This window comes from Pseudomonas coronafaciens pv. oryzae str. 1_6 (assembly GCF_000156995.2).
Lineage (GTDB): Bacteria > Pseudomonadota > Gammaproteobacteria > Pseudomonadales > Pseudomonadaceae > Aquipseudomonas > Aquipseudomonas tremae.
This window is the reverse complement of the sequence record NZ_CP046035.1, coordinates 461681-481775: the sequence shown is the minus strand read 5'-3', so window position 1 is coordinate 481775 and position 20095 is coordinate 461681. Positions and strand designations below refer to the sequence as shown.

General features: G+C 58.5%; 10 protein-coding genes. 5 read left to right on the top strand and 5 right to left on the bottom strand.

What is annotated here, in order from left to right; translation table 11 throughout:
* Positions 1 to 24: 24 nt before the first annotated feature.
* From POR16_RS02240 to POR16_RS02230, 3 genes are read right to left on the bottom strand one after another with little or no spacing between them, the layout of a single operon-like run.
* The gene (locus POR16_RS02240; protein WP_005888396.1) at positions 25 to 321 is read right to left on the bottom strand and encodes a winged helix-turn-helix domain-containing protein; all 297 of its coding nucleotides are present in this window, start codon (positions 319 to 321) and stop codon (positions 25 to 27) included.
* 26 nt (positions 322 to 347) lie between these two features.
* Positions 348 to 872 (bottom strand): M48 metallopeptidase family protein, encoded by a 525-nt coding sequence (locus POR16_RS02235; protein WP_005888394.1) that lies wholly within the window; start codon positions 870 to 872, stop codon positions 348 to 350.
* A gap of 33 nt (positions 873 to 905) precedes the next feature.
* The gene (locus tag POR16_RS02230; RefSeq protein WP_005888393.1) at positions 906 to 3044 is read right to left on the bottom strand and encodes an EAL domain-containing protein; all 2139 of its coding nucleotides are present in this window, start codon (positions 3042 to 3044) and stop codon (positions 906 to 908) included.
* 322 nt (positions 3045 to 3366) lie between these two features.
* On the opposite strand from POR16_RS02230, the gene POR16_RS02225 reads away from it, so the two are divergent.
* Positions 3367 to 4038 carry a polysaccharide lyase family 7 protein gene (locus POR16_RS02225; protein ID WP_005888391.1) on the top strand — a complete coding sequence of 224 codons (672 nt, stop codon included), beginning with the start codon at positions 3367 to 3369 and terminating at the stop codon, positions 4036 to 4038.
* 80 nt (positions 4039 to 4118) lie between these two features.
* Here the strand turns inward: POR16_RS02225 and putP are convergent, their stop codons facing one another.
* Complete coding sequence (gene putP, locus POR16_RS02220) at positions 4119 to 5606, bottom strand: sodium/proline symporter PutP (RefSeq protein ID WP_005888389.1); 1488 nt, start codon at positions 5604 to 5606, stop codon at positions 4119 to 4121.
* A 429-nt stretch (positions 5607 to 6035) separates the two neighbouring features.
* On the opposite strand from putP, the gene putA reads away from it, so the two are divergent.
* A complete protein-coding gene (putA, locus tag POR16_RS02215; RefSeq protein WP_005888387.1) occupies positions 6036 to 9989 on the top strand; it encodes a trifunctional transcriptional regulator/proline dehydrogenase/L-glutamate gamma-semialdehyde dehydrogenase in 3954 nt (1317 codons plus the stop codon).
* A 141-nt stretch (positions 9990 to 10130) separates the two neighbouring features.
* On the top strand, positions 10131 to 11933 hold the full coding sequence (locus POR16_RS02210) for an acyl-CoA dehydrogenase (RefSeq protein WP_005888385.1): 1803 nt from the start codon (positions 10131 to 10133) through the stop codon (positions 11931 to 11933).
* Positions 11934 to 11955: 22 nt separating this feature from the next.
* On the opposite strand, the gene POR16_RS02205 is transcribed toward POR16_RS02210, so the two are convergent.
* On the bottom strand, positions 11956 to 14574 hold the full coding sequence (locus POR16_RS02205; protein WP_005888384.1) for a dermonecrotic toxin domain-containing protein: 2619 nt from the start codon (positions 14572 to 14574) through the stop codon (positions 11956 to 11958).
* Between the two features lie 318 nt (positions 14575 to 14892).
* Here POR16_RS02205 and POR16_RS02200 point away from each other — a divergent pair, with 318 nt between their 5' ends.
* Both POR16_RS02200 and mscK read left to right on the top strand, forming a co-directional pair.
* Positions 14893 to 16635 (top strand): potassium/proton antiporter, encoded by a 1743-nt coding sequence (locus POR16_RS02200; protein ID WP_005888380.1) that lies wholly within the window; start codon positions 14893 to 14895, stop codon positions 16633 to 16635.
* Positions 16636 to 16673: 38 nt separating this feature from the next.
* Positions 16674 to 20063: a mechanosensitive channel MscK gene (gene mscK / locus POR16_RS02195; protein WP_005888379.1), complete on the top strand. Its 3390-nt coding sequence runs from the start codon at positions 16674 to 16676 to the stop codon at positions 20061 to 20063.
* The last annotated feature ends 32 nt before the right edge of the window (positions 20064 to 20095 follow it).

Here is a 20095-nt window from a genome sequence, read left to right as displayed (position 1 = left end):
CGGCCTTGAGTTGCAAGCGGCTCCTCAGGGATACCCGAGCACGGCCTTGATGCTGGCAAGGTTACTGGCAATCCAGGCCTTGTCGATGGCTCCCCAGTCGCGAATGCGATAGCTGCCGGCGTGATTGCGGGCGCCTTCCTGTTGTTCGAATTCACACTCGATGTCCAGATCGGCGAGCGCGCTGATGGTGTCCTGCGCAGTGCGACGTGGCATGCCGGTCACTGTGGTCAGCTCGGGAACGCTGCTGGCGATCTGCGAATCGATCAGGTACGCCACGTACAACCGGCGATAGAAACTGCTTTTGGTCTTGCTGACCTCCATCGACGAATCCTTTTTCCATACGTTGTTCAGAGGGCCACCCGGGCAGCCTGCAGGTCGCGATACGTCAGGTATACGCGCAGGTCGAACTCCAGCTGGTGATAGCCGGGCAACATGTGCTCGCATAACTGATAAAACGCTTTGTTATGGTCAGACTCGCGAAAATGAGCCAGCTCATGGACGACGATCATGTTCAGAAACTCCGGGGGCGCTTCCTTGAACAGGGCCGCTACACGAATCTCGTTGCTGGCCTTGAGCTTGCCGCCCTGCACTCTGGATATCTTGGTGTGCAACCCGAGCGCACGGTGGGTCAGGTCCAGACGATTATCGAACAGCACTTTTTTAATGGCCGGCGCGTTGCGCAGGTGGTCCTGCTTCAACCCCAATGCATAGGCGTAAAGCGCCTTGTCACTCTGAATCTGGTGACGCTCGGGGTAGCGTTGTTGCAGATAGTCCGCAAGGCGGCCCTGCTCGATCAGTTGCTGCACCTGATCCTGCAGGGCCTGCGGGTAAGCCTGCAAGTACTTCAGCGAGGCATGGCTAGACGCGGTCATAGGTCTCTGGCGCACTCATGAAAGTGCGCCATTCTACAGCAATCCGGCACGCTTCAAGGCGGGCAGCTCAAAGTGCGCCGGGAACTGCACGGCGTCGTCGGCAACCATCGGGTGAGAGATCAGAAACCCCTGCACGATCTGGCAGCCATTGTCGGCCAGCCACTGATACTGCTCATGGGTTTCTACACCCTCGGCAATGACCAGCATATCGAGGTTGCGACTCAGATCGATGATGCTCCGGGCCAATGCCGACTCTCGCTTGGACCCTACAATATTGGCCACAAAGCGTCGGTCGAGCTTCAGCGTGTCCAGTTGCAGATTACGCAGGTGCGACAGTGAGCATTCCCCCGTGCCAAAGTCGTCCAGCGCGACGCGCACGCCGATATCGTGCAACAAACTCAGCTGTTTATGGCTGTGCGTCAGGTTGTTGACCAGTGAGCTTTCAGTGATCTCTACTTCCAGCTGCCCTGGTTCCAGTTCAAATCGGTCCATCGCACGCTTTAGTTCCGAGGCCAGATTGGGCATGCAGAACTGCGTAGGGCTCACGCAGACACTCACGACCACATCCGAAGCAAACACCCCGCTCCATATCTGGCGCTGCTCGGCACCCTGATCGAAGATCCAGCCGCCCAGCCTGTTGATCAGTCGCGTTTCTTCCAGCAGGGGAATGAACAATGCAGGAGGCACCTCGCCTACCGCCGGATGCTGCCAGCGCAGCAGCGCTTCGAACCCGCGCAGCCGACCGTCCACCATATTAATCTGTGGCTGATAGACCACCGAAAAGTCCTTGCCGTCGATGGCCGTGCGCACGCTTTCTTCAAGCATTAGCCGCGAGCGTGCGCGCCCGTTCATGTTCTGGTCATAGAACCGGTATTGCTGGCGTCCTGCGCGCTTGGCTTCGTACATGGCGATATCTGCTGCGCGCAGCAGGCCGTCAAGGTTTGAGCCGCAATCGGGAAAGGTCGCAATGCCTACACTCGCGCCCACGGTTATATCGACACCATCGACCTGCCGCCTGCCCGACACGCGATCGATGAGCTTTTCAGCAATTTTTGCGGCCTGCTCGGGGTAGTCAAGGCCATCGATAACAACGGTAAATTCGTCACCGCCAACCCGCGCCAGCACATCATAAGGGCGCATGCAGTCCTTGAATTGCTGCGCGACCCACAGCAACACCTGGTCCCCTGCATCGTGACCGAGCGCGTCGTTGATTTGCTTGAAGCCGTCCAGGTCCATGAACAGCACGACAAGGTATTTATCCGCCTGCTCATTACGCAACAGCATGCTTTCAACGGCTTGATACAGACCGCGTCTATTGAGCAGACCGGTCAAGGCGTCTGTAACGGCCTGTTTTTCCAGCTGCTGGTACAGATCACGGACCACCGACATGTCGAGCACCGTCAGCACCATTGCCTTTTGCTCAGCAGGCAGCGCGGCGCAGGACAACGCGACCGGCAACTGCGCCCCTTGGGCAGTGCGCAACACAGCATCGTGAACGCGGTAGGTGTCTGACTTGCGATAGTGTTGATAAAACCCCGAATCCAGCCACTCACCCACCTGCGGCTCGACGATATAGTCGAGCACCCGGGTCCCCCGTAGCTGCTCGACCGAAGCGTTCAGCAATTGGCAGATAGCGGGGTTGGCAAAGCTGATCAGGCCTGTTTCTTCCACCACCAAAATACCTTCAGCCACATTCGACAAGACCGATGCGTTGAAGGCCCTGGCCGACTCCAGCTCTTGGGAGAGCTGCTGCAGCGCACGACGATTACGCTGCTGCTCCAGCAAGGTCTGAACCTTGGGTTTGAGCACGTTGGGGTCGAACGGTTTGAAGAGGTAATCCGTCGCGCCGTTTGCGTATCCCTTCTGCACAGCGTCCTGGGTCTGCTCGTTGGCCGTCAGGAAGATAATGGGAGTAAGGCGGGTACGCTGACTGCCACGCATCAATCGCGCGACCTCGAAGCCGTCCATGCCCGGCATCTGTACGTCCAGCAATACCAGATCGACTTCCTGCTCCAGAAGCACCGTCAGCGCCTCGATGCCTGAGCTGGCGGTCACGATGTGCCAGTCCGTTCTTTGCAGAACAGCGCACATCGTCACCAGATTTTCCGGGTAATCGTCTACAACCAACAATACTGAAGAGCCATCATGTGGCTGGGGTGGCACGCGTTCCATGCTGCTTCTCTATGTGGGTATGACGCCTGTAAGCCAGGAAGACCGTCATACTTTGGTTCCAACTCTAGCCCCGTCTCGCCAAAAGCAGAAGCAAGGCACCTCTTCCCAACCATCAAAGTTCGATCTAACCGACTAACGGTCATTCTCTACAGCCCTTGAAATCCCTGCCCTGCAGAAAAAGTGACAGCACTTTGACGTCATTCGTTCGACAATTTTCCATTAACAAATTGTCTTACAAGACGTATAAAACTCTCCCCCCAAACCTTTCCCTACAGACCAGAGACCCATTCGCTGGCAAAACGTATTTATGGACGGATAAAAAATGGTAGATCTTGGATCGTGGAACCTCAGCATCCCGGTGGAGACACCCCCCAAGACCATCGAAACCTCTCAACTGGTAAAGGGCTACGACGGGAAATACTTCCAGTCGAAGTCTGATTCCATCGTGTTCTGGTCGCCGGTGACTGGCACCAAGACCGACAACGCCAAATACTCGCGTAGCGAACTACGAGAAACCTGGGCCGACGGATCACTACACAACTGGGTCTATCCAGACGCAGACAACCACCTGAATGCCAAACTGGAAGTGGATCAGGTACCGTCGACAGGCAAGGTCGTGATCGGCCAGATCCACGCCTATGAAAGCACCGAGCCTCTTCTGAAAGTCGAATACCAGTACGATGAAGACACCAAGACCGGTGACATCGTTGCCAAAGTTCGCAACCGTTACGATGACGACGACAGCAAGGTCTATAAGATAGTAGAAGGTGTGAAGCTGAATGAGACATTCAACTACGCGATTAACCTGACCAAGGGCGGTAAATTGACTGTCTCTGTCAACGGTACCGACTGGAGCAAACGGATCAGCAAGACCTGGCGTGACAAGCCGCTTTACTTCAAAGCGGGCGTGTACACCCAGGACAATACGGGCTACACCTCGGAAGGTGGCAAGGCCACGTTCTACAACCTGGACATCGATCACAATAAAAGCTGAGCTTTTCAGCTTCCAGGCATAACCAGAACGGCCCGCACTTTCATTGAAAGGCGGGCCGTTTTTGTTTCAGGCGTTTGCTGTTAGCGGTTAGCTTTGAAGTCCTGCTCAGCCGCGAGGAAACGCGCCTGCATCGAAGCCGATGCTGGCTTGCAGATCAGGCTGAACACCACGATCGCGATGCTGGCGAGAATGAAACCGGGGATGATTTCATACAGCCCCATCGTGCTGAACTGCTTCCACAACACCACGGTCACCGCACCGACAACCACGCCAGCCAGAGCGCCGTTGCGCGTCATGCCTTTCCACAGTACCGAAATCAGCACCACAGGGCCGAATGCCGCACCGAAACCGGCCCAGGCGTAGCTCACCAGACCCAGCACACGGTTCTCAGGGTTGGCCGCCAGCAGAATGGCGATGATCGCGATCAGCAGCACCATTGCGCGACCGACCCAGACCAGTTCGACCTGGGAAGCGTCCTTGCGCAGATAAGCCTTGTAGAAGTCTTCGGTGAGTGCGCTGGAGCACACCAGCAACTGACAGCTCAACGTGCTCATGACAGCAGCCAGAATCGCCGAGAGCAGCACGCCGGCAACCCAGGGATTGAACAGCAGTTTGGCCAGCTCGATGAACACCCGTTCGGGGTTTTCGACCACCGGGCCGGCCACATCCGGGTTGGCAGAGAAATAGGCGATCCCGAAGAAGCCGACCGCCACGGTACCGCCCAGGCACAGAATCATCCAGGCCATGGAGATGCGACGGGCGTTGGCAATCGATTTGACCGAATCCGCCGCCATGAAGCGCGCCAGAATATGCGGTTGACCGAAATAGCCCAGCCCCCAGCCCAGCAGTGAAATGATGCCGATGAAAGTAGTGTTCTTGAACATGTCGAAGCTGGTCGGATCTTTCGCTTCAATCGCCAGGAACGTCGCATCGACCCCGCCTGTCGCCAGCAGCACGATGATCGGCGTAAGGATCAGCGCGAAGATCATTAGCGTGGCCTGCACAGTGTCTGTCCAGCTGACAGCCAGGAAGCCACCGACAAACGTGTAGGCGATGGTCGCCGCGGCGCCGGCCCAAAGAGCGGTTTCGTAGGGCATGCCGAAGGTGCTTTCAAACAGGCGCGCACCGGCAACGATGCCGGAAGCGCAATAGATGGTGAAGAACAACAGAATCACGATGGCGGAAATGATGCGCAGCAGCCCGCTGCTGTCCTCGAAACGACTGCTGAAATAGTCCGGCAACGTCAATGCATCGCCATTGTGCTCGGTCTGAACACGCAGACGCCCCGCCACGAACAGCCAGTTGAGATAAGCACCGACGATCAGGCCGATGGCGATCCAGCTCTCCGACAGACCCGACATGTAGATGGCGCCCGGCAGCCCCATCAGCAGCCAGCCGCTCATGTCCGAAGCACCCGCCGACAGTGCAGTGACCACACTGCCCAGGCTGCGTCCGCCAAGAATGTAATCCGAAAGGTTGTTGGTCGAGCGATAGGCCATCAGGCCGATCAGTACCATTGCCGCGATGTAGATCACGAACGTGATCAAGGTAGGGTTGCTGACACTCATGAGTTCTGCCTTGGCATTGTTTTTATGTTGGCACCTGATGCACCCGTGAACCACCGGACCGGCGATATTCACCTGTGCACCCGACACCGCGCTGACTGATCCCCTGCGGAATGACAGTCACGGTTGCACCGAGGGATGGATGCTATGAAACAAAGCAGACAAGGTGCAACCCATTTCATCGCACAAGTTGCACCTGTTACAAAAAAACAGGCAAGGGCGATTTTCCGCCCTATTTTAGGGCGTTTTCGACGCAATACACGAAAAAACGCGCACCAGCATTGAGCGCAGGGATCATTTCACTGACCGTTCCCTGTGAATGTCACAAAATATTCTCCAAACAGGGTTGCACTCGGTTGCACCTCGCCGACTCCAGCGCTAACCTGCGCCAAAGCCGATGCCACATTCGAGTGGCTATAAAGAGGACAACATATGGCCACCACCACTCTTGGCGTCAAACTCGACGACCCTACCCGCGAGCGATTGAAAGCTGCCGCGCAGTCCATCGACCGTACACCGCACTGGTTGATCAAGCAGGCGATCTTCAATTACCTGGAAAAGCTGGAGAGTGGTGCAACCTTGCTGGAGCTCGATGGCTCGACAGGCAAGGACAGCGATGACCGTGGCGAGCTGGCGGAAGACACCGGCCTGCAATGCTTCCTGGATTTTGCCGAAAGCATCCAGCCGCAATCAGTGCTCCGCGCCGCTATTACCTCGGCCTACCGACGCCCCGAACCCGAAGTGGTGCCCATGCTGCTTGAGCAGGCTCGCCTGACGGCGCCTGTTGCAGAAGCCACCAACAAGATGGCTGCATCGATTGCCGAGAAACTCCGCAATCAGAAAAGCGCCGGCGGTCGTGCCGGTATTGTTCAGGGTCTGCTGCAGGAGTTTTCGCTTTCGTCTCAGGAAGGCGTTGCCCTGATGTGTCTGGCCGAGGCGCTGCTGCGCATCCCGGACAAGGGCACGCGTGATGCCTTGATACGCGACAAGATCAGCAACGGTAACTGGCAGCCACACCTCGGCAACAGCCCGTCACTGTTCGTCAACGCGGCAACCTGGGGCCTGTTGCTGACCGGCAAGCTGGTCGCGACACACAACGAAGCAGGCCTTACCTCTTCGCTGAGCCGCATCATTGGCAGAAGCGGCGAACCGATGATCCGCAAGGGCGTCGACATGGCCATGCGCCTTATGGGCGAGCAGTTCGTCACCGGCGAAACCATCGGTGAAGCCCTGGCCAACGCCAGCCGGTTTGAAGCCAAGGGCTTCCGCTACTCCTATGACATGCTGGGTGAAGCAGCACTGACCGAGCACGACGCCCAGAAATATCTGGCGTCCTACGAGCAGGCCATTCACTCGATAGGCAAAGCGTCCCATGGCCGCGGCATCTACGAAGGCCCGGGCATTTCCATCAAACTGTCGGCGCTGCACCCGCGCTACAGCCGCGCTCAATACGAGCGCGTGATGGAAGAGCTATATCCGCGCCTGCTGGCGCTCACCTTGCTGGCCAAACAATATGATATCGGCCTGAACATCGACGCCGAAGAAGCCGACCGCCTGGAGCTGTCGCTGGACCTGCTCGAACGCCTGTGCTTCGAACCACAGCTGACTGGCTGGAATGGCATCGGCTTCGTGATTCAGGCTTATCAGAAGCGCTGCCCGTATGTGATTGACTACGTGATCGACCTTGCACGTCGAAGTCGTCATCGCCTGATGATACGTCTGGTAAAAGGCGCCTACTGGGACAGCGAGATCAAACGCGCACAGGTCGAAGGCCTGGAAGGCTACCCGGTGTACACCCGCAAGGTGTACACCGACGTGTCGTACATCGCTTGCGCCCGCAAGTTGTTGGCGGCACCGGAAGTCATCTATCCGCAATTCGCCACGCACAACGCCCACACTCTGGCGGCCATCTACCAGATTGCCGGTCAGAACTACTACCCCGGCCAGTATGAGTTCCAGTGCCTGCACGGCATGGGCGAACCGCTTTACGAGCAAGTCGTAGGCAAAGTGGCCGATGGCAAGCTGAACCGTCCATGCCGCGTGTACGCACCGGTCGGCACCCACGAAACGCTGCTGGCGTATCTGGTCCGCCGCCTGCTGGAAAACGGCGCCAACACCTCATTCGTCAACCGGATTGCCGACCACTCTATCTCCATTCAGGAACTGGTGGCCGACCCGGTCAGCCAGATCGAGCGCATGGCCACGCAGGAAGGCGGTTTCGGCCTGCCGCACCCGCGCATTCCGTTGCCGCGTGACCTTTACGGCTCAGAACGCGCCAACTCCAGCGGCATCGACATGGCCAACGAACATCGTCTGGCTTCGCTGTCTTCGGCACTGCTGGCTACCGCACACAACGACTGGAAAGCCGCGCCGATGCTCGGTTGCCCGGCAGGTGCAGGCAGCCTGACCGCTGCATTGAACCCTTCGGACATGCGTGATGTGGTGGGTCATGTGCAGGAAGCCTCCCTGCAAGACGTGGATAACGCCATTCAGTGCGCCTTGAGCGCCGGCCCGATCTGGCAGGCCACACCGCCTGCCGAGCGAGCTGCAATTCTGGAGCGTGCTGCCGATCTTATGGAAGCCGAAATCCAGCCGCTGATGGGCTTGCTGGTCCGGGAAGCAGGCAAAACGTTCGCCAACGCCATCGCAGAAGTGCGAGAAGCGGTGGATTTCCTGCGCTACTACGCTGTGCAGGCACGAAATGATTTTACCAACGACGGCCACCGCCCTCTGGGACCTGTGGTGTGCATCAGCCCCTGGAACTTCCCGCTGGCGATTTTCAGTGGGCAGGTTGCCGCCGCACTCGCCGCTGGCAACCCGGTGCTGGCCAAGCCTGCCGAGCAGACGCCGTTGATCGCCGCTCAGGCCGTGCGCCTGTTGCTTGAGGCAGGAATTCCGGAAGGCGTGCTGCAACTGCTGCCAGGCCGTGGCGAAACCGTAGGTGCCGGGCTGGTGGGTGATGAGCGCATCAAGGGCGTGATGTTCACCGGTTCCACCGAGGTCGCCCGCCTGCTGCAACGCAATGTCGCAGGTCGCCTGGATTCTCAGGGCCGTCCTGTCCCGTTGATCGCCGAAACCGGTGGCCAGAACGCGATGATCGTCGACTCTTCGGCGCTGACCGAGCAGGTGGTGATCGACGTGGTGTCTTCGGCGTTCGACAGCGCCGGCCAACGCTGCTCGGCACTGCGCGTGCTGTGTCTGCAGGAAGACTCCGCCGACCGCGTCATCGAAATGCTCAAGGGCGCAATGGCCGAAAGCCGCTTGGGCAACCCGGAGCGCCTGTCCGTGGACATCGGCCCGGTCATCGATGCCGAGGCCAAGGCCGGGATCGAGAAACACATCCAGGCCATGCGCGACAAAGGCCGCACGGTTTACCAGGTGGCCATGGCCGACAGTGCCGAACTCAAGCGCGGCACCTATGTGATGCCTACCCTTATCGAGCTGGAAAGCTTCGATGAGCTGCAACGCGAAATATTCGGCCCGGTGCTGCACGTGGTGCGCTACAAGCGTAAGGCGCTGGACCAGTTGATCGGCCTGATCAATGCGTCCGGCTATGGCCTGACACTCGGCGTACACACCCGCATCGACGAAACCATCGCCAAGGTCATCGACAACGTCAATGCCGGTAACGTCTACGTCAACCGCAACATTGTTGGTGCCGTGGTGGGTGTTCAACCGTTTGGCGGCGAAGGTTTGTCCGGCACAGGCCCAAAAGCCGGTGGTCCGCTGTATCTTTATCGCCTGCTGTCGACACGACCTCACGATGCTATCGAGAAATCGTTCGAGCGTGGCGACGCGCTGGTCGCGCCGGATACCCGTCTGCGCGAGGTGATGAGCAAACCGCTGCAGGCATTGAAAGCATGGGCCGCCAGCAGTCAAAACGCCGAACTGGATGCGCTGTGCAGCCAGTACGCCGAGCAGTCGCAAAGCGGCATTACCCGCCAGTTGGCAGGCCCTACCGGCGAGCGCAACAGCTATGCGATCCTGCCACGCGAGCACATCTTGTGCCTGGCCGATGACGAAGCCGACCTGCTGATTCAACTGGCGGCCATTCTGGCTGTCGGCGGCTCGGCCGTCTGGCCGGAAACAGATGTCGGCAAACCACTGCGCGCGCGCCTGCCCAAAGAGGTGCAGGCACGTATCAAGCTCGTTCCGGACTGGAAAAAGGATGAAGTCACCATTGACGCCGTCCTGCACCACGGCGACTCGGACCAGCTACGCGCTATCTGCCAGCAGATCGCGCGGCGCAACGGCGCGATAGTCGGCGTCAACGGCCTGTCCCACGGCGAAACCAGTGTTCCATTGGAGCGTCTGGTGATAGAACGCGCACTGAGCGTCAACACGGCGGCGGCTGGCGGCAATGCGAGCTTGATGACGATCGGGTGATACAACACGCTATCTCGTTGCCGCGCTCCAGCGTGGCAACGATGGCTGTTCGAAAGAGCACCTATCATCCGAATCAATCTTGCTACCGCCAACGCACAACGCGCCCTAGACTGAGCCTATTCCAATAATAGGTACGCCATTATGTCCGAGTCGCTGCTCAGTTCCCGAAATCTGGCTTTCGAGCTGTACGAAGTGCTGGACGCCGAGGGGCTGATCCGGCGTGAGCGGTTTGCCGAGCATTCGCGAGAAACCTTCGATGCTGCGCTGGGAACCGCGCGTACCATCGCGGAAAAATACTTCGCGCCGCACAATCGCAAGGCTGACGAGAACGAACCGCGCTACGAGAACGGAGAGGCCATTCTGATTCCAGAGGTCAAGCCGGCAGTAGACGCGTTCCTTGAAGCCGGTTTTCTCAACGCATCGCGTAATTTCGAAGCGGGCGGCATGCAGTTGCCTACCTTGCTCTCCCAAGCGTGTTTCGCGCACTTTCAGGCAGCCAATGTCGGGACCACCTCATACCCGTTCCTGACGATGGGCGCGGCCAATCTGATCGAAAGCTTTGGTAGCGACGAGCAGAAGCAGCGCTTTCTGCAGCCTATGATCGAGGGCCGTTTTTTCGGCACCATGGCGCTGACTGAACCCCATGCAGGTTCGTCCTTGTCTGACATACGCACACGTGCAGAACCCGCAGCGGACGGTACGTATAGACTGCGCGGCAACAAGATCTTCATTTCCGGAGGCGATCATTCGCTATCCGAGAACATCGTACACATGGTTCTGGCGAAACTGCCGGATGCGCCTGGCGGGGTCAAAGGCATCTCGCTGTTCATCGTGCCAAAATTTATGGTCAACGAAGATGGCAGCCTGGGTAAACGCAACGATGTATTGCTGGCCGGGCTGTTTCACAAGATGGGCTGGAAAGGCACCACGTCCACAGCGCTCAACTTCGGCGATAACGGCGAGTGTGTTGGCTATCTGGTGGGAAAAGCGCATCAAGGTCTGAGTTACATGTTTCAGATGATGAACGAAGCGCGCATTGGCGTCGGCCTTGGCGCTGCGATGCTGGGTTATTCGGGTTATCTGTATTCACTTGAGTACGCCCGCGATCGCCCGCAGGGCCGTTTGCCAGACAGCAAAAGCCCGGAAAGCAAGCCTGTCCCGATCATTCAGCACGCTGACGTGCGGCGCATGCTATTGACCCAGAAAGCCTATGTGGAAGGCGCCTTTGACCTCTGCCTGTATGCCTCGCGGCTGTTCGACGATACCCAGACCGGCGAGACAGAAGATGTCCGCAAGCAGGCTCACGAGTTACTCGACCTGCTGACCCCTGTCGTCAAATCCTGGCCATCGGAGTTCTGTCTCAAGGCCAATGAACTGGCGATTCAAGTGCTCGGCGGTCACGGCTATACCCGCGAGTACCCGGTCGAGCAGTATTACCGGGATAACCGCCTTAACCCGATCCACGAGGGCACGCAAGGGATTCAGTCGCTGGACCTGCTGGGTCGCAAGCTGGCGCAAAACGGCGGGACCGGACTCAAGCAGTTGTTGCGTCTGATTTCCGGCACCTGCGAACGCGCCCAGGCACACGCCCCCATTGATGAATTGCGCCAGCCTCTCGAACAGCTGGTGGCACGTCTGCAGGCCGTCACCCTTGGCCTGTTGACCGATATGGCTCAGGGCAGAATCACCAGCACCCTCGCCAATTCGGCGCTGTACCTCAAGGTATTCGGGCACACCATCGTCGGCTGGCGATGGCTGGAACAGGCCATCCGGTCAGAGGAAGGTTTGAGCAAAGGCAATGCGGCTGATAACGACTTTTACAGGGGCAAGCTGCAAGCCGCTCGGTACTTCCTGACATGGGAAGTACCGAGCTGCCATCACGAGCTGACAATACTGGAAAACCGTGATGACACGTGCCTGGCAATGCACGAGAACTGGTTTTGATCAAACCCCGGCTGGCACTTGCTCAGTGAGGGCTGAACAGGTTGGCCAGTGGGTCATGCGGAAAAAACCGGTCGACCAGTACCTTGGCGTCTGCACCCAGCTTGAGCGCATATTGCGCCCGGCTGAAGGGTTCACCCGTGCGCAGATCGTAAAGCGTCAGCCCTTGAGCCGGGCGGTCTACCTCCTGCATCTGGACTTTCATGATGCGGTAAAAATCACCGACGACTTCTTCGATGCTGTCGATCTGAAAATAGCATCCAGGCAGAAATATCGACTCGGCTTCCTCGGGCGAGGCTGAAAACGGCGCAATCGGAGTGGCCCTCAGATACCGCCCCTTGGGCAATACAAACACCACCGAAGTGTCATCAAACGTTACTGGTGCAATGAGCGCGTTGGTGGGAGCACCGGCACGACTGCTAGCGAAGGCGCCAACCACATAGGGGTTTTCACTGAACGAGGTGATATCGGTATTGACCAGAACATCACCGACCTTGATCTGCCCGCTGCGGAATACCGCACCCGAGGTGCCGCGATCGCCACTGCCGCCCCGATACAACTCGACATCATTGTTATAGCCCACCACATGGATGTCATCGGCAAGCCGCTCAATGAACCTGACCTGATGATTGACATCACGCTTGCCTGTACGCAGGAATCGATTGAACATCGCGTCCTCCTGAGTGTAGAGCTTGATGTTAGCGCCGCTATATTCGTCCTCGCCCAGCCTGAATACTCTGTGTTTTCCGTGCCACGGGTCTTTGTACACCTCATCGCCGTCGGACGAAGAGTCAGACTCCAAAACATCCTCCGGCGTGGGTTCCCAGATCGCCATGGCCTGTTTCTGCCGAGCCAGGGCGCTGTCCGAATAGTACTGTTCGTTGAAGATGTCCGTTTGCAGGTACCTGTCCCAAAACGTCGAACGTACCGCCACGTAAGGTTTGCTTGCCGGAGCAAATGCGCTGGTTGACGGAACCTGCGGCTCCATAGGCGAGCCGCCCTGCAAGCCGAGTGGTTTCATTAAAGTCCACTCCCCGTCTGCACCGAGGCGCACAGGCTGGCCGCCGATGAACGCAAAGGGATTGTCAGGGTTGACGATAAACCAGCAATGCTCTTGCTCATTGAACATCACGCGGTAAGGCAGTTGCCCAAGCTTGATCCAGGTTTCGCCATTGCTCAGCGAGTAAATACTACGAAACCTGCCTTCCGCGGCTGAAGGCGTGAGGCTGTCCAGCAGCAGGTTGCCTTCCATGTTATCCAGTAGATCAACAGGCACGCTGCCCTGCACAATTTCACCGGGCAGTGACACAACATCGGCACGCACTAATTGCGTGGGCTCGGGCGTGGCCCGAATGGACATCAGTAGTGGCAGATTAAAAAGCAGATAAAGGGTGTTGATAATGGCCCCCAACACACCAGCGCGGCGTTGCGCCGGGGTTTTGCCGTTGACCGCCTGTTCGATGTTCAAACCGGTGTTGGCAAAGCTTGCGCCAACCAGTGTCAGGGCAACAGGCCACCCCAATGGGGCAAGTCCGCCAAAAACCTGCATGAACGCACTTAGATATCCCATCCACATCTGCTTGCGCAGATCGGTATTGGACGTCAGCAGTTGACGCGCATCGGCGCTCATGGCCTGGCGCGCAATATCACGCTGGTAAATAAACGGATCACCCACAATGGGTGCCTGGGATAGGTTGATAAGTCGAACATCGGCATGCCAGTCCTGCGCGAGCAACTCGCTCACACCACTGGAAAAGCTGGCGCTGTCTTTTATCAGTGCCGCTTGGCCTCGCAGGAAATGGCCTGTCAGCGCCTTGCCGGCCTGCTCGCTCAGGAACTGCTCCTTGAGCCAGTTGTACAAAGCGCGTTCGTTATCAAACACCCGAAAAGGCTGCTCGGCATCAGGCCAATAAATAACCTCCCGACCATCGGCGATAACAATGCGCAGCATGTTGTGGGCCTCGATGCCATTGATATCCAGCGTATGCACCGAAAGGCCAAGCGTTGCCGGAGGCGATTCCAGCAAGCCTTTCAACGTAAGAGGCTGTAAGGGGTCAGTAACCACGAAGCGAGTGACGTGTTTGAAGTCGTCTGGCGAAAGCTGGCCTTTGCGCAGACAATTACCGGCTGCAACCAGATAGTGCGCTTTGGCAAATATGCAGAAATTCTCGCTGTGCGTGCTCCAGAAACGCTCCATACGGCGGGTGTACTGCTCGCTGAAATCGAGTGTCCACATGTCCTTGAGCACGTCCTGAGGCAGCATGGGTACCTCGTTGCGCTCGTCGAAAGCCCCATGATCCGGGCCATCGGTGTAAAAACCGCCGTACAGGGAGAGCTCGTCGCTGGCTTCCTGGTCGTGGGCTTCGAAGCGCTGCATGAGCAGTTCGATCAACGTCATTGATTGCACCGGCTTACCGGAATGCTGCCAGCCGGTAAAGGTACGCGGACTGCTGCTCGCGCTGCCAAAACGATGCCAGTACACCTTGTCAGGATTGAACACCCTTTTCGTGTGCTGAAGCATGATATTGCTGGCTGCTTCATAGGCAAGATCGTGCAGGTCGGGATAATCGAGCACAAACTGCCGCGCGCGTTCGCGCAGCCGTTGCTGATCAGTCATAGGTATTTTCGAAGGTATGGATGTCATGACGTCTTCCTGTATGAGAGAAGTCATGCACGTAATCATCCAATAGCGCGCACGTGGCACTAACTATCTATAGAAAAACCTCTGATGGCTGAGGCCTGGACAATTGAGCGCCAGAAGCGCCTGACCTGCGCTGTACAAGTCGGTATCAGCCGCCGAGTTGCAACGAACCGTGTGCTCTGGAGCGCCGGTCTGCCGCAACCGCGTGAAATTGCACTTTGACAGCCAAGCAATTCAACAGGTTAAATCGCTTGGCACGCGGACTGCATGGTCAGTTTTCGCTCTTCCCGCTTTTGTTTCGTTTTCTTTGGAGTACCGCCCTTGGACGCCACCACCATCAACAGCCTGTTCCTGATCGGCGCGTTGCTGGTAGCCGCAAGCATCCTGGTCAGCTCTCTTTCGTCGCGTCTCGGCATCCCGATTCTGGTCATCATCCTGGCAGTGGGCATGGTGGCAGGCGTCGATGGCGGCGGGATTATCTTTGACAACTATGCAACGGCCTACCTGGTCGGCAACCTGGCGCTGGCGGTTATTCTGCTCGACGGCGGGCTGCGCACGCGGGTGTCCAGTTTCCGGGTAGCGCTCTGGCCAGCCCTGTCGCTGGCGACTGTCGGCGTCCTCATTACCACCGTCCTGACCGGCATGATGGCCGCCTGGCTGTTCAACCTGAGCGTCATTCAAGGCTTGCTGATCGGGGCCATCGTCGGTTCGACAGATGCCGCAGCCGTGTTCTCGCTGCTTGGCGGCAAAGGCCTGAACGAGCGGGTAACCGCTAGCCTGGAAATCGAATCAGGCAGTAACGACCCGATGGCGGTGTTTCTCACCGTGACCCTGATCGGAATGATTGCCAGTGGCCAGACCGGTCTGCACTGGGGGCTTCTGGGGCACCTGATTCAGGAATTCGGCATCGGCAGCGTCATCGGTCTTGGCGGTGGCTGGATTCTGTTGCAACTGGTCAATCGCATCAATCTGGCGGCAGGTCTATACCCGATCCTGGTCATTGCCGGCGGTCTGGCGATCTTCGCGCTGACCAACGCCATTCACGGCAGCGGCTTTCTGGCGGTCTACCTGTGCGGCCTGGTACTTGGCAACCGGCCAATCCGTAGCCGCCACGGGATCCTGCACATGCTCGACGGCATGGCCTGGCTGGCGCAGATCGGCATGTTTCTCGTGCTGGGCCTGCTGGTCACGCCTCATGACCTGCTCCCGATTGCCCTGCCGGCTTTGGGGCTCGCACTCTGGATGATCCTCGTCGCGCGGCCGCTGTCGGTGTTGGTCGGCCTGCTGCCCTTCAAGGTATTTCATGGTCGCGAGAAAGCGTTCATTGCCTGGGTAGGCTTGCGCGGCGCGGTGCCGATCATTCTGGCCGTGTTCCCGCTGATGGCCGGGCTGCCCAACGCTCAGCTGTATTTCAACCTGGCGTTCTTTATCGTCTTGGTCTCGCTGTTGCTGCAGGGTACCAGCCTGCCCTGGATGGCCAAGCTGCTGAAAGTCACGGTTCCGCCAGACCCTGCCCCTGTTTCCCGGGCAGCGCTGGAGGTACACGTCACCAGCGAATGGGAGCTGTTCGTTTACCGCCTTGGCGCCGAAAAATGGTGCATCGGCGCCGCGCTGCGGGAACTGAAAATGCCCGAAGGCACGCGCATCGCCGCACTGTTCCGCGGTCAGCAACTGCTCCACCCGTCGGGTAGCACAACGCTGGAAGTGGATGATCTGCTGTGTGTCATCGGCCACGAGCATGACCTTCCGGCGTTGGGCAAACTCTTCAGTCAAGCGCCGCAGCGCGGTCAGGATCTGCGCTTCTTCGGCGATTTCGTGCTCGAAGGCGACGCACAACTGGGTGAAGTCGCGGCGCTGTATGGTCTGAAACTGGATGGCATTGACCCCAATATGCCGCTCAGTCAGTTCATAGTGCAGAAGAACCGAGGCGAGCCGGTGGTTGGCGACCAGATTGAATGGAACGGAACTATTTGGACTGTTGCCGTCATGGACGGGAACAAGATCCAGAAAGTCGGCGTCAAATTCCCCGAAGGAACCCGCCCGGGTCTCGGTCTGTTCCTTTAAACTGCCAACCCACACGTATCATCATGCGACCGGTGTCTATGTTTTCCCTGCGTTCCATTTGTGCTGCCGCACTGTTTGCGCTTTGCCTGTCCACCTTCCCGGCGCTGGCCGCCGACCCTCCGACCAGCGAGGCTGTGCAGCAAAGTCTCGACAAGATTGCCGACCGCAAGCTGCCTGATGCCGATCAGAAGGCGTTGCAGCAGGTGCTCGAACAGACATTGGCGTTTCTGGCCAGCAAGAAAGACAGCGAGCAGAAACTCGAAGCGCTCAAGCAACAACTGGCTCAGGCCCCCAAGCAGACCTCGGAAAACCAGCGTGAACTGGCCCGCCTGAAAGAAAGCAAAGTGGTGCCCGTCGCCCAGCGCTACGGCGGCCTCGACGTGCCGCAACTGGAGCAGCTTCTCAGCCAGCGCAGCACCCAGCAAAGTGATTTGCAAAGCGAACTCAACGACGCTAACAGTCTGGCCATCACCGCGCAGACGCGACCGGAACGGGCACAGGCTGAGATCAGCGCCAATCAGACACGCATTCAGCAGATCAACGCCACCCTCAAAAGCGGCAAGGACAATGGAAAGACAATCAACGCCGACCAGCGCAACCTGCTCAATGCAGAACTGGCGTCGATCAATGCTCTGAACCTGTTGCGCCGCCAGGAACTGGCCGGTAACAGCCAGCTTCAGGATCTGGGCAATAGCCAGCATGATTTGCTGACTGAGAAAGTAGCGCGTCAGGAGCAGGAAATTCAGGACCTGCAAACCCTGATCAACGACAAGCGCCGCGCCCAGTCACAGAAAACCGTGGCCGACCTGTCTCTGGAAGCGCAGAAATCCGGGGGCAGCAGCCTGCTGGCAACCGAGAGTTCTGAAAACCTCAAGCTCTCCGACTACTTGCTGCGCGGTACCGATCGCCTCAACGAACTGACCCAGCAAAACCTCAAGACCAAGCAGCAACTCGACAACCTGACTCAGACCGATCAGGCCTTGAGCGAGCAGATCAACGTCTTGAGCGGCAGCCTGCTGCTGTCGAAGATTCTCTACAAACAGAAGCAGTCGCTGCCGCATCTGGAGCTGGACACTGGCCTGGCTGACGAAATCGCCAACATCCGCCTGTACCAGTTCGACATCAACCAGAAGCGGGAGCAGATGAGCACCCCGAGCGCGTACGTAGAACGCCTGCTGGCTACGCAAGCGCCGGAAAACGTCACCCCGCAACTGCGCCGAACCCTGTTGGACCTGGCCATCACCCGCAGTGACCTGCTAGAGCGCCTGAACCGCGAACTTAGCGCGTTGCTCAATGAATCCATCACACTGCAATTGAACCAGAAGCAGTTGACCAGTACCGCTCAGGGCCTGCGCTCCACGCTGGACGAGCAGATGTTCTGGATTCCCAGCAACAAGCCGCTGGACCTGGAGTGGTTTCAGAACATCTGGCCACGTCTGGAAAAACAGGTCGCGACCCTGCCCTGGACTTCCAGCCTCAGCGAGCTGTCGGACGGCCTGACGCAGCGGCCGCTGCTGTTTCTGCCACTGTTGCTGCTGATCGGTGTGCTCACCTGGAGACGCAAGGCGCTTTATCAGAAGCTCAACCGGTTGCACGCTGACATCGGTCACTTCAAGCGTGACAGCCAGTGGAAAACCCCGCTGGCGCTGTTGATCAACGTGCTGCTGGCCATGCCGGTAGCATTGGGGCTGGCGCTGTGCGGCTATGCCCTGCAGATCGACGCGCGCGGACAAAACGCTAATCTGGGCGAAGCGCTGCTGCAAATCGCCTTGGCCTGGCTGGTGTTCTACACCGCCTACCGCGTACTGGCACCCTCCGGCGTAGCGCAGCTGCATTTCCGCTGGGAACCGGCGCAGGTCGCGTTCCTGCGCGGCTGGGTTCGTCGCCTGGGGCTGGTGGTGCTGGCGCTGGTTGCCGTCGTAGCAGTCGCCGAGCACCAGCCTGCTGCGCTGTCTGACGACGTACTGGGTATCGGCGTCGTACTGACCTGCTACGCGCTGATGACCTGGCTGCTGGGCCGACTGCTGATCTCAAGCCCGACGCATCACAATGCTTCACTGTTCCGCAAAGCGATTGGCGTGGCATTCACGGCACTGCCCGTCGCGCTGTTTCTGGCGGTGTGCTTCGGTTATTACTACACCGCACTCAAGCTCAGCGACCGCCTGATCGACACGCTGTACCTGATGATGATCTGGCTGATGGTCGAAGCCACCTTCGTCCGTGGCCTTGGCGTAGCGGCACGGCGACTGGCCTATCAGCGCGCCTTGGCCAAGCGTCAGGCAGCCAGAGAAAACGGCGACAGCGATATCCCTGTCGAAGAGCCGAAGCTGGACATCGAACAGGTCAACCAGCAGTCGCTACGCCTGATCCGCCTGGCCTTGCTGGCCGGTTTCGTCGGCGCGCTGTATCTGGTCTGGGCCGAGCTGATCACGGTATTCGCCTATCTGGACAACATCATCCTCTACGAATACACCAGCGGCACCGGCGCCAACATGAGCATGGTGCCCATCAGCCTCAGCGACTTCCTCGGCGCCGGGGTGATCATCGTCACCACTTTCGTGCTGGCGGGCAACCTGCCTGGCCTGCTGGAAGTGCTGGTGCTGTCCCGCATGAACCTGGCACAGGGCAGCGCCTACGCCACCACTACCCTGCTGTCCTACACCATCGCCGGCATCGGTTTCGTGACCACCCTGTCGACGCTGGGCGTGAGCTGGGACAAACTGCAGTGGCTGGTCGCAGCGCTGTCGGTAGGCCTGGGGTTCGGCATGCAGGAAATCTTTGCCAACTTCATTTCGGGGATCATGATCCTCTTCGAACGACCGGTGCGGATCGGCGACACCATCACCATTGGCGCCCTGTCGGGTACGGTCAGCAAAATCCGCATCCGTGCCACGACCATCACTGATTTCGACCGCAAGGACATCATCGTCCCGAACAAGACCTTCATCACTGGCCAGCTCATCAACTGGTCGCTGACCGACACCGTAACCCGCGTGACCCTCAAACTGGGCGTGGACTATGGCTCTGACCTGGACCTGGTGCGTTCGTTACTGCTGCAAGCGGCCCGCGAAAACCCTCGCGTCCTCAAGGACCCGGAGCCCATCGTCTACTTCCTGAACTTCGGCGAAAGCACTCTCGACCACGAACTGCGCATGCACGTACGCGACCTGGGCGACCGCAACCCGGTACTTGACGAGATCAACCGTTTCATCAACCGCGAGTTCAAGAAGCAGCACATCAACATCTCGTTCCGCCAGATGGAGATCTACCTCAAGAACACCCAAGGCCTGGAATACAAACTGGTGCCAGCCGAACCCGGCGACAAGAACAGCGCGCCTACCGGGCAAACAACACTGCAACCGGTAGACACCAAAGTGGCACCAGCCACCAAGGACGCGCCAGAGCCGCCTGAGTTGCGGCTGGACTGAGACAACCAACCCGACACGCGTCAACCGGGCAA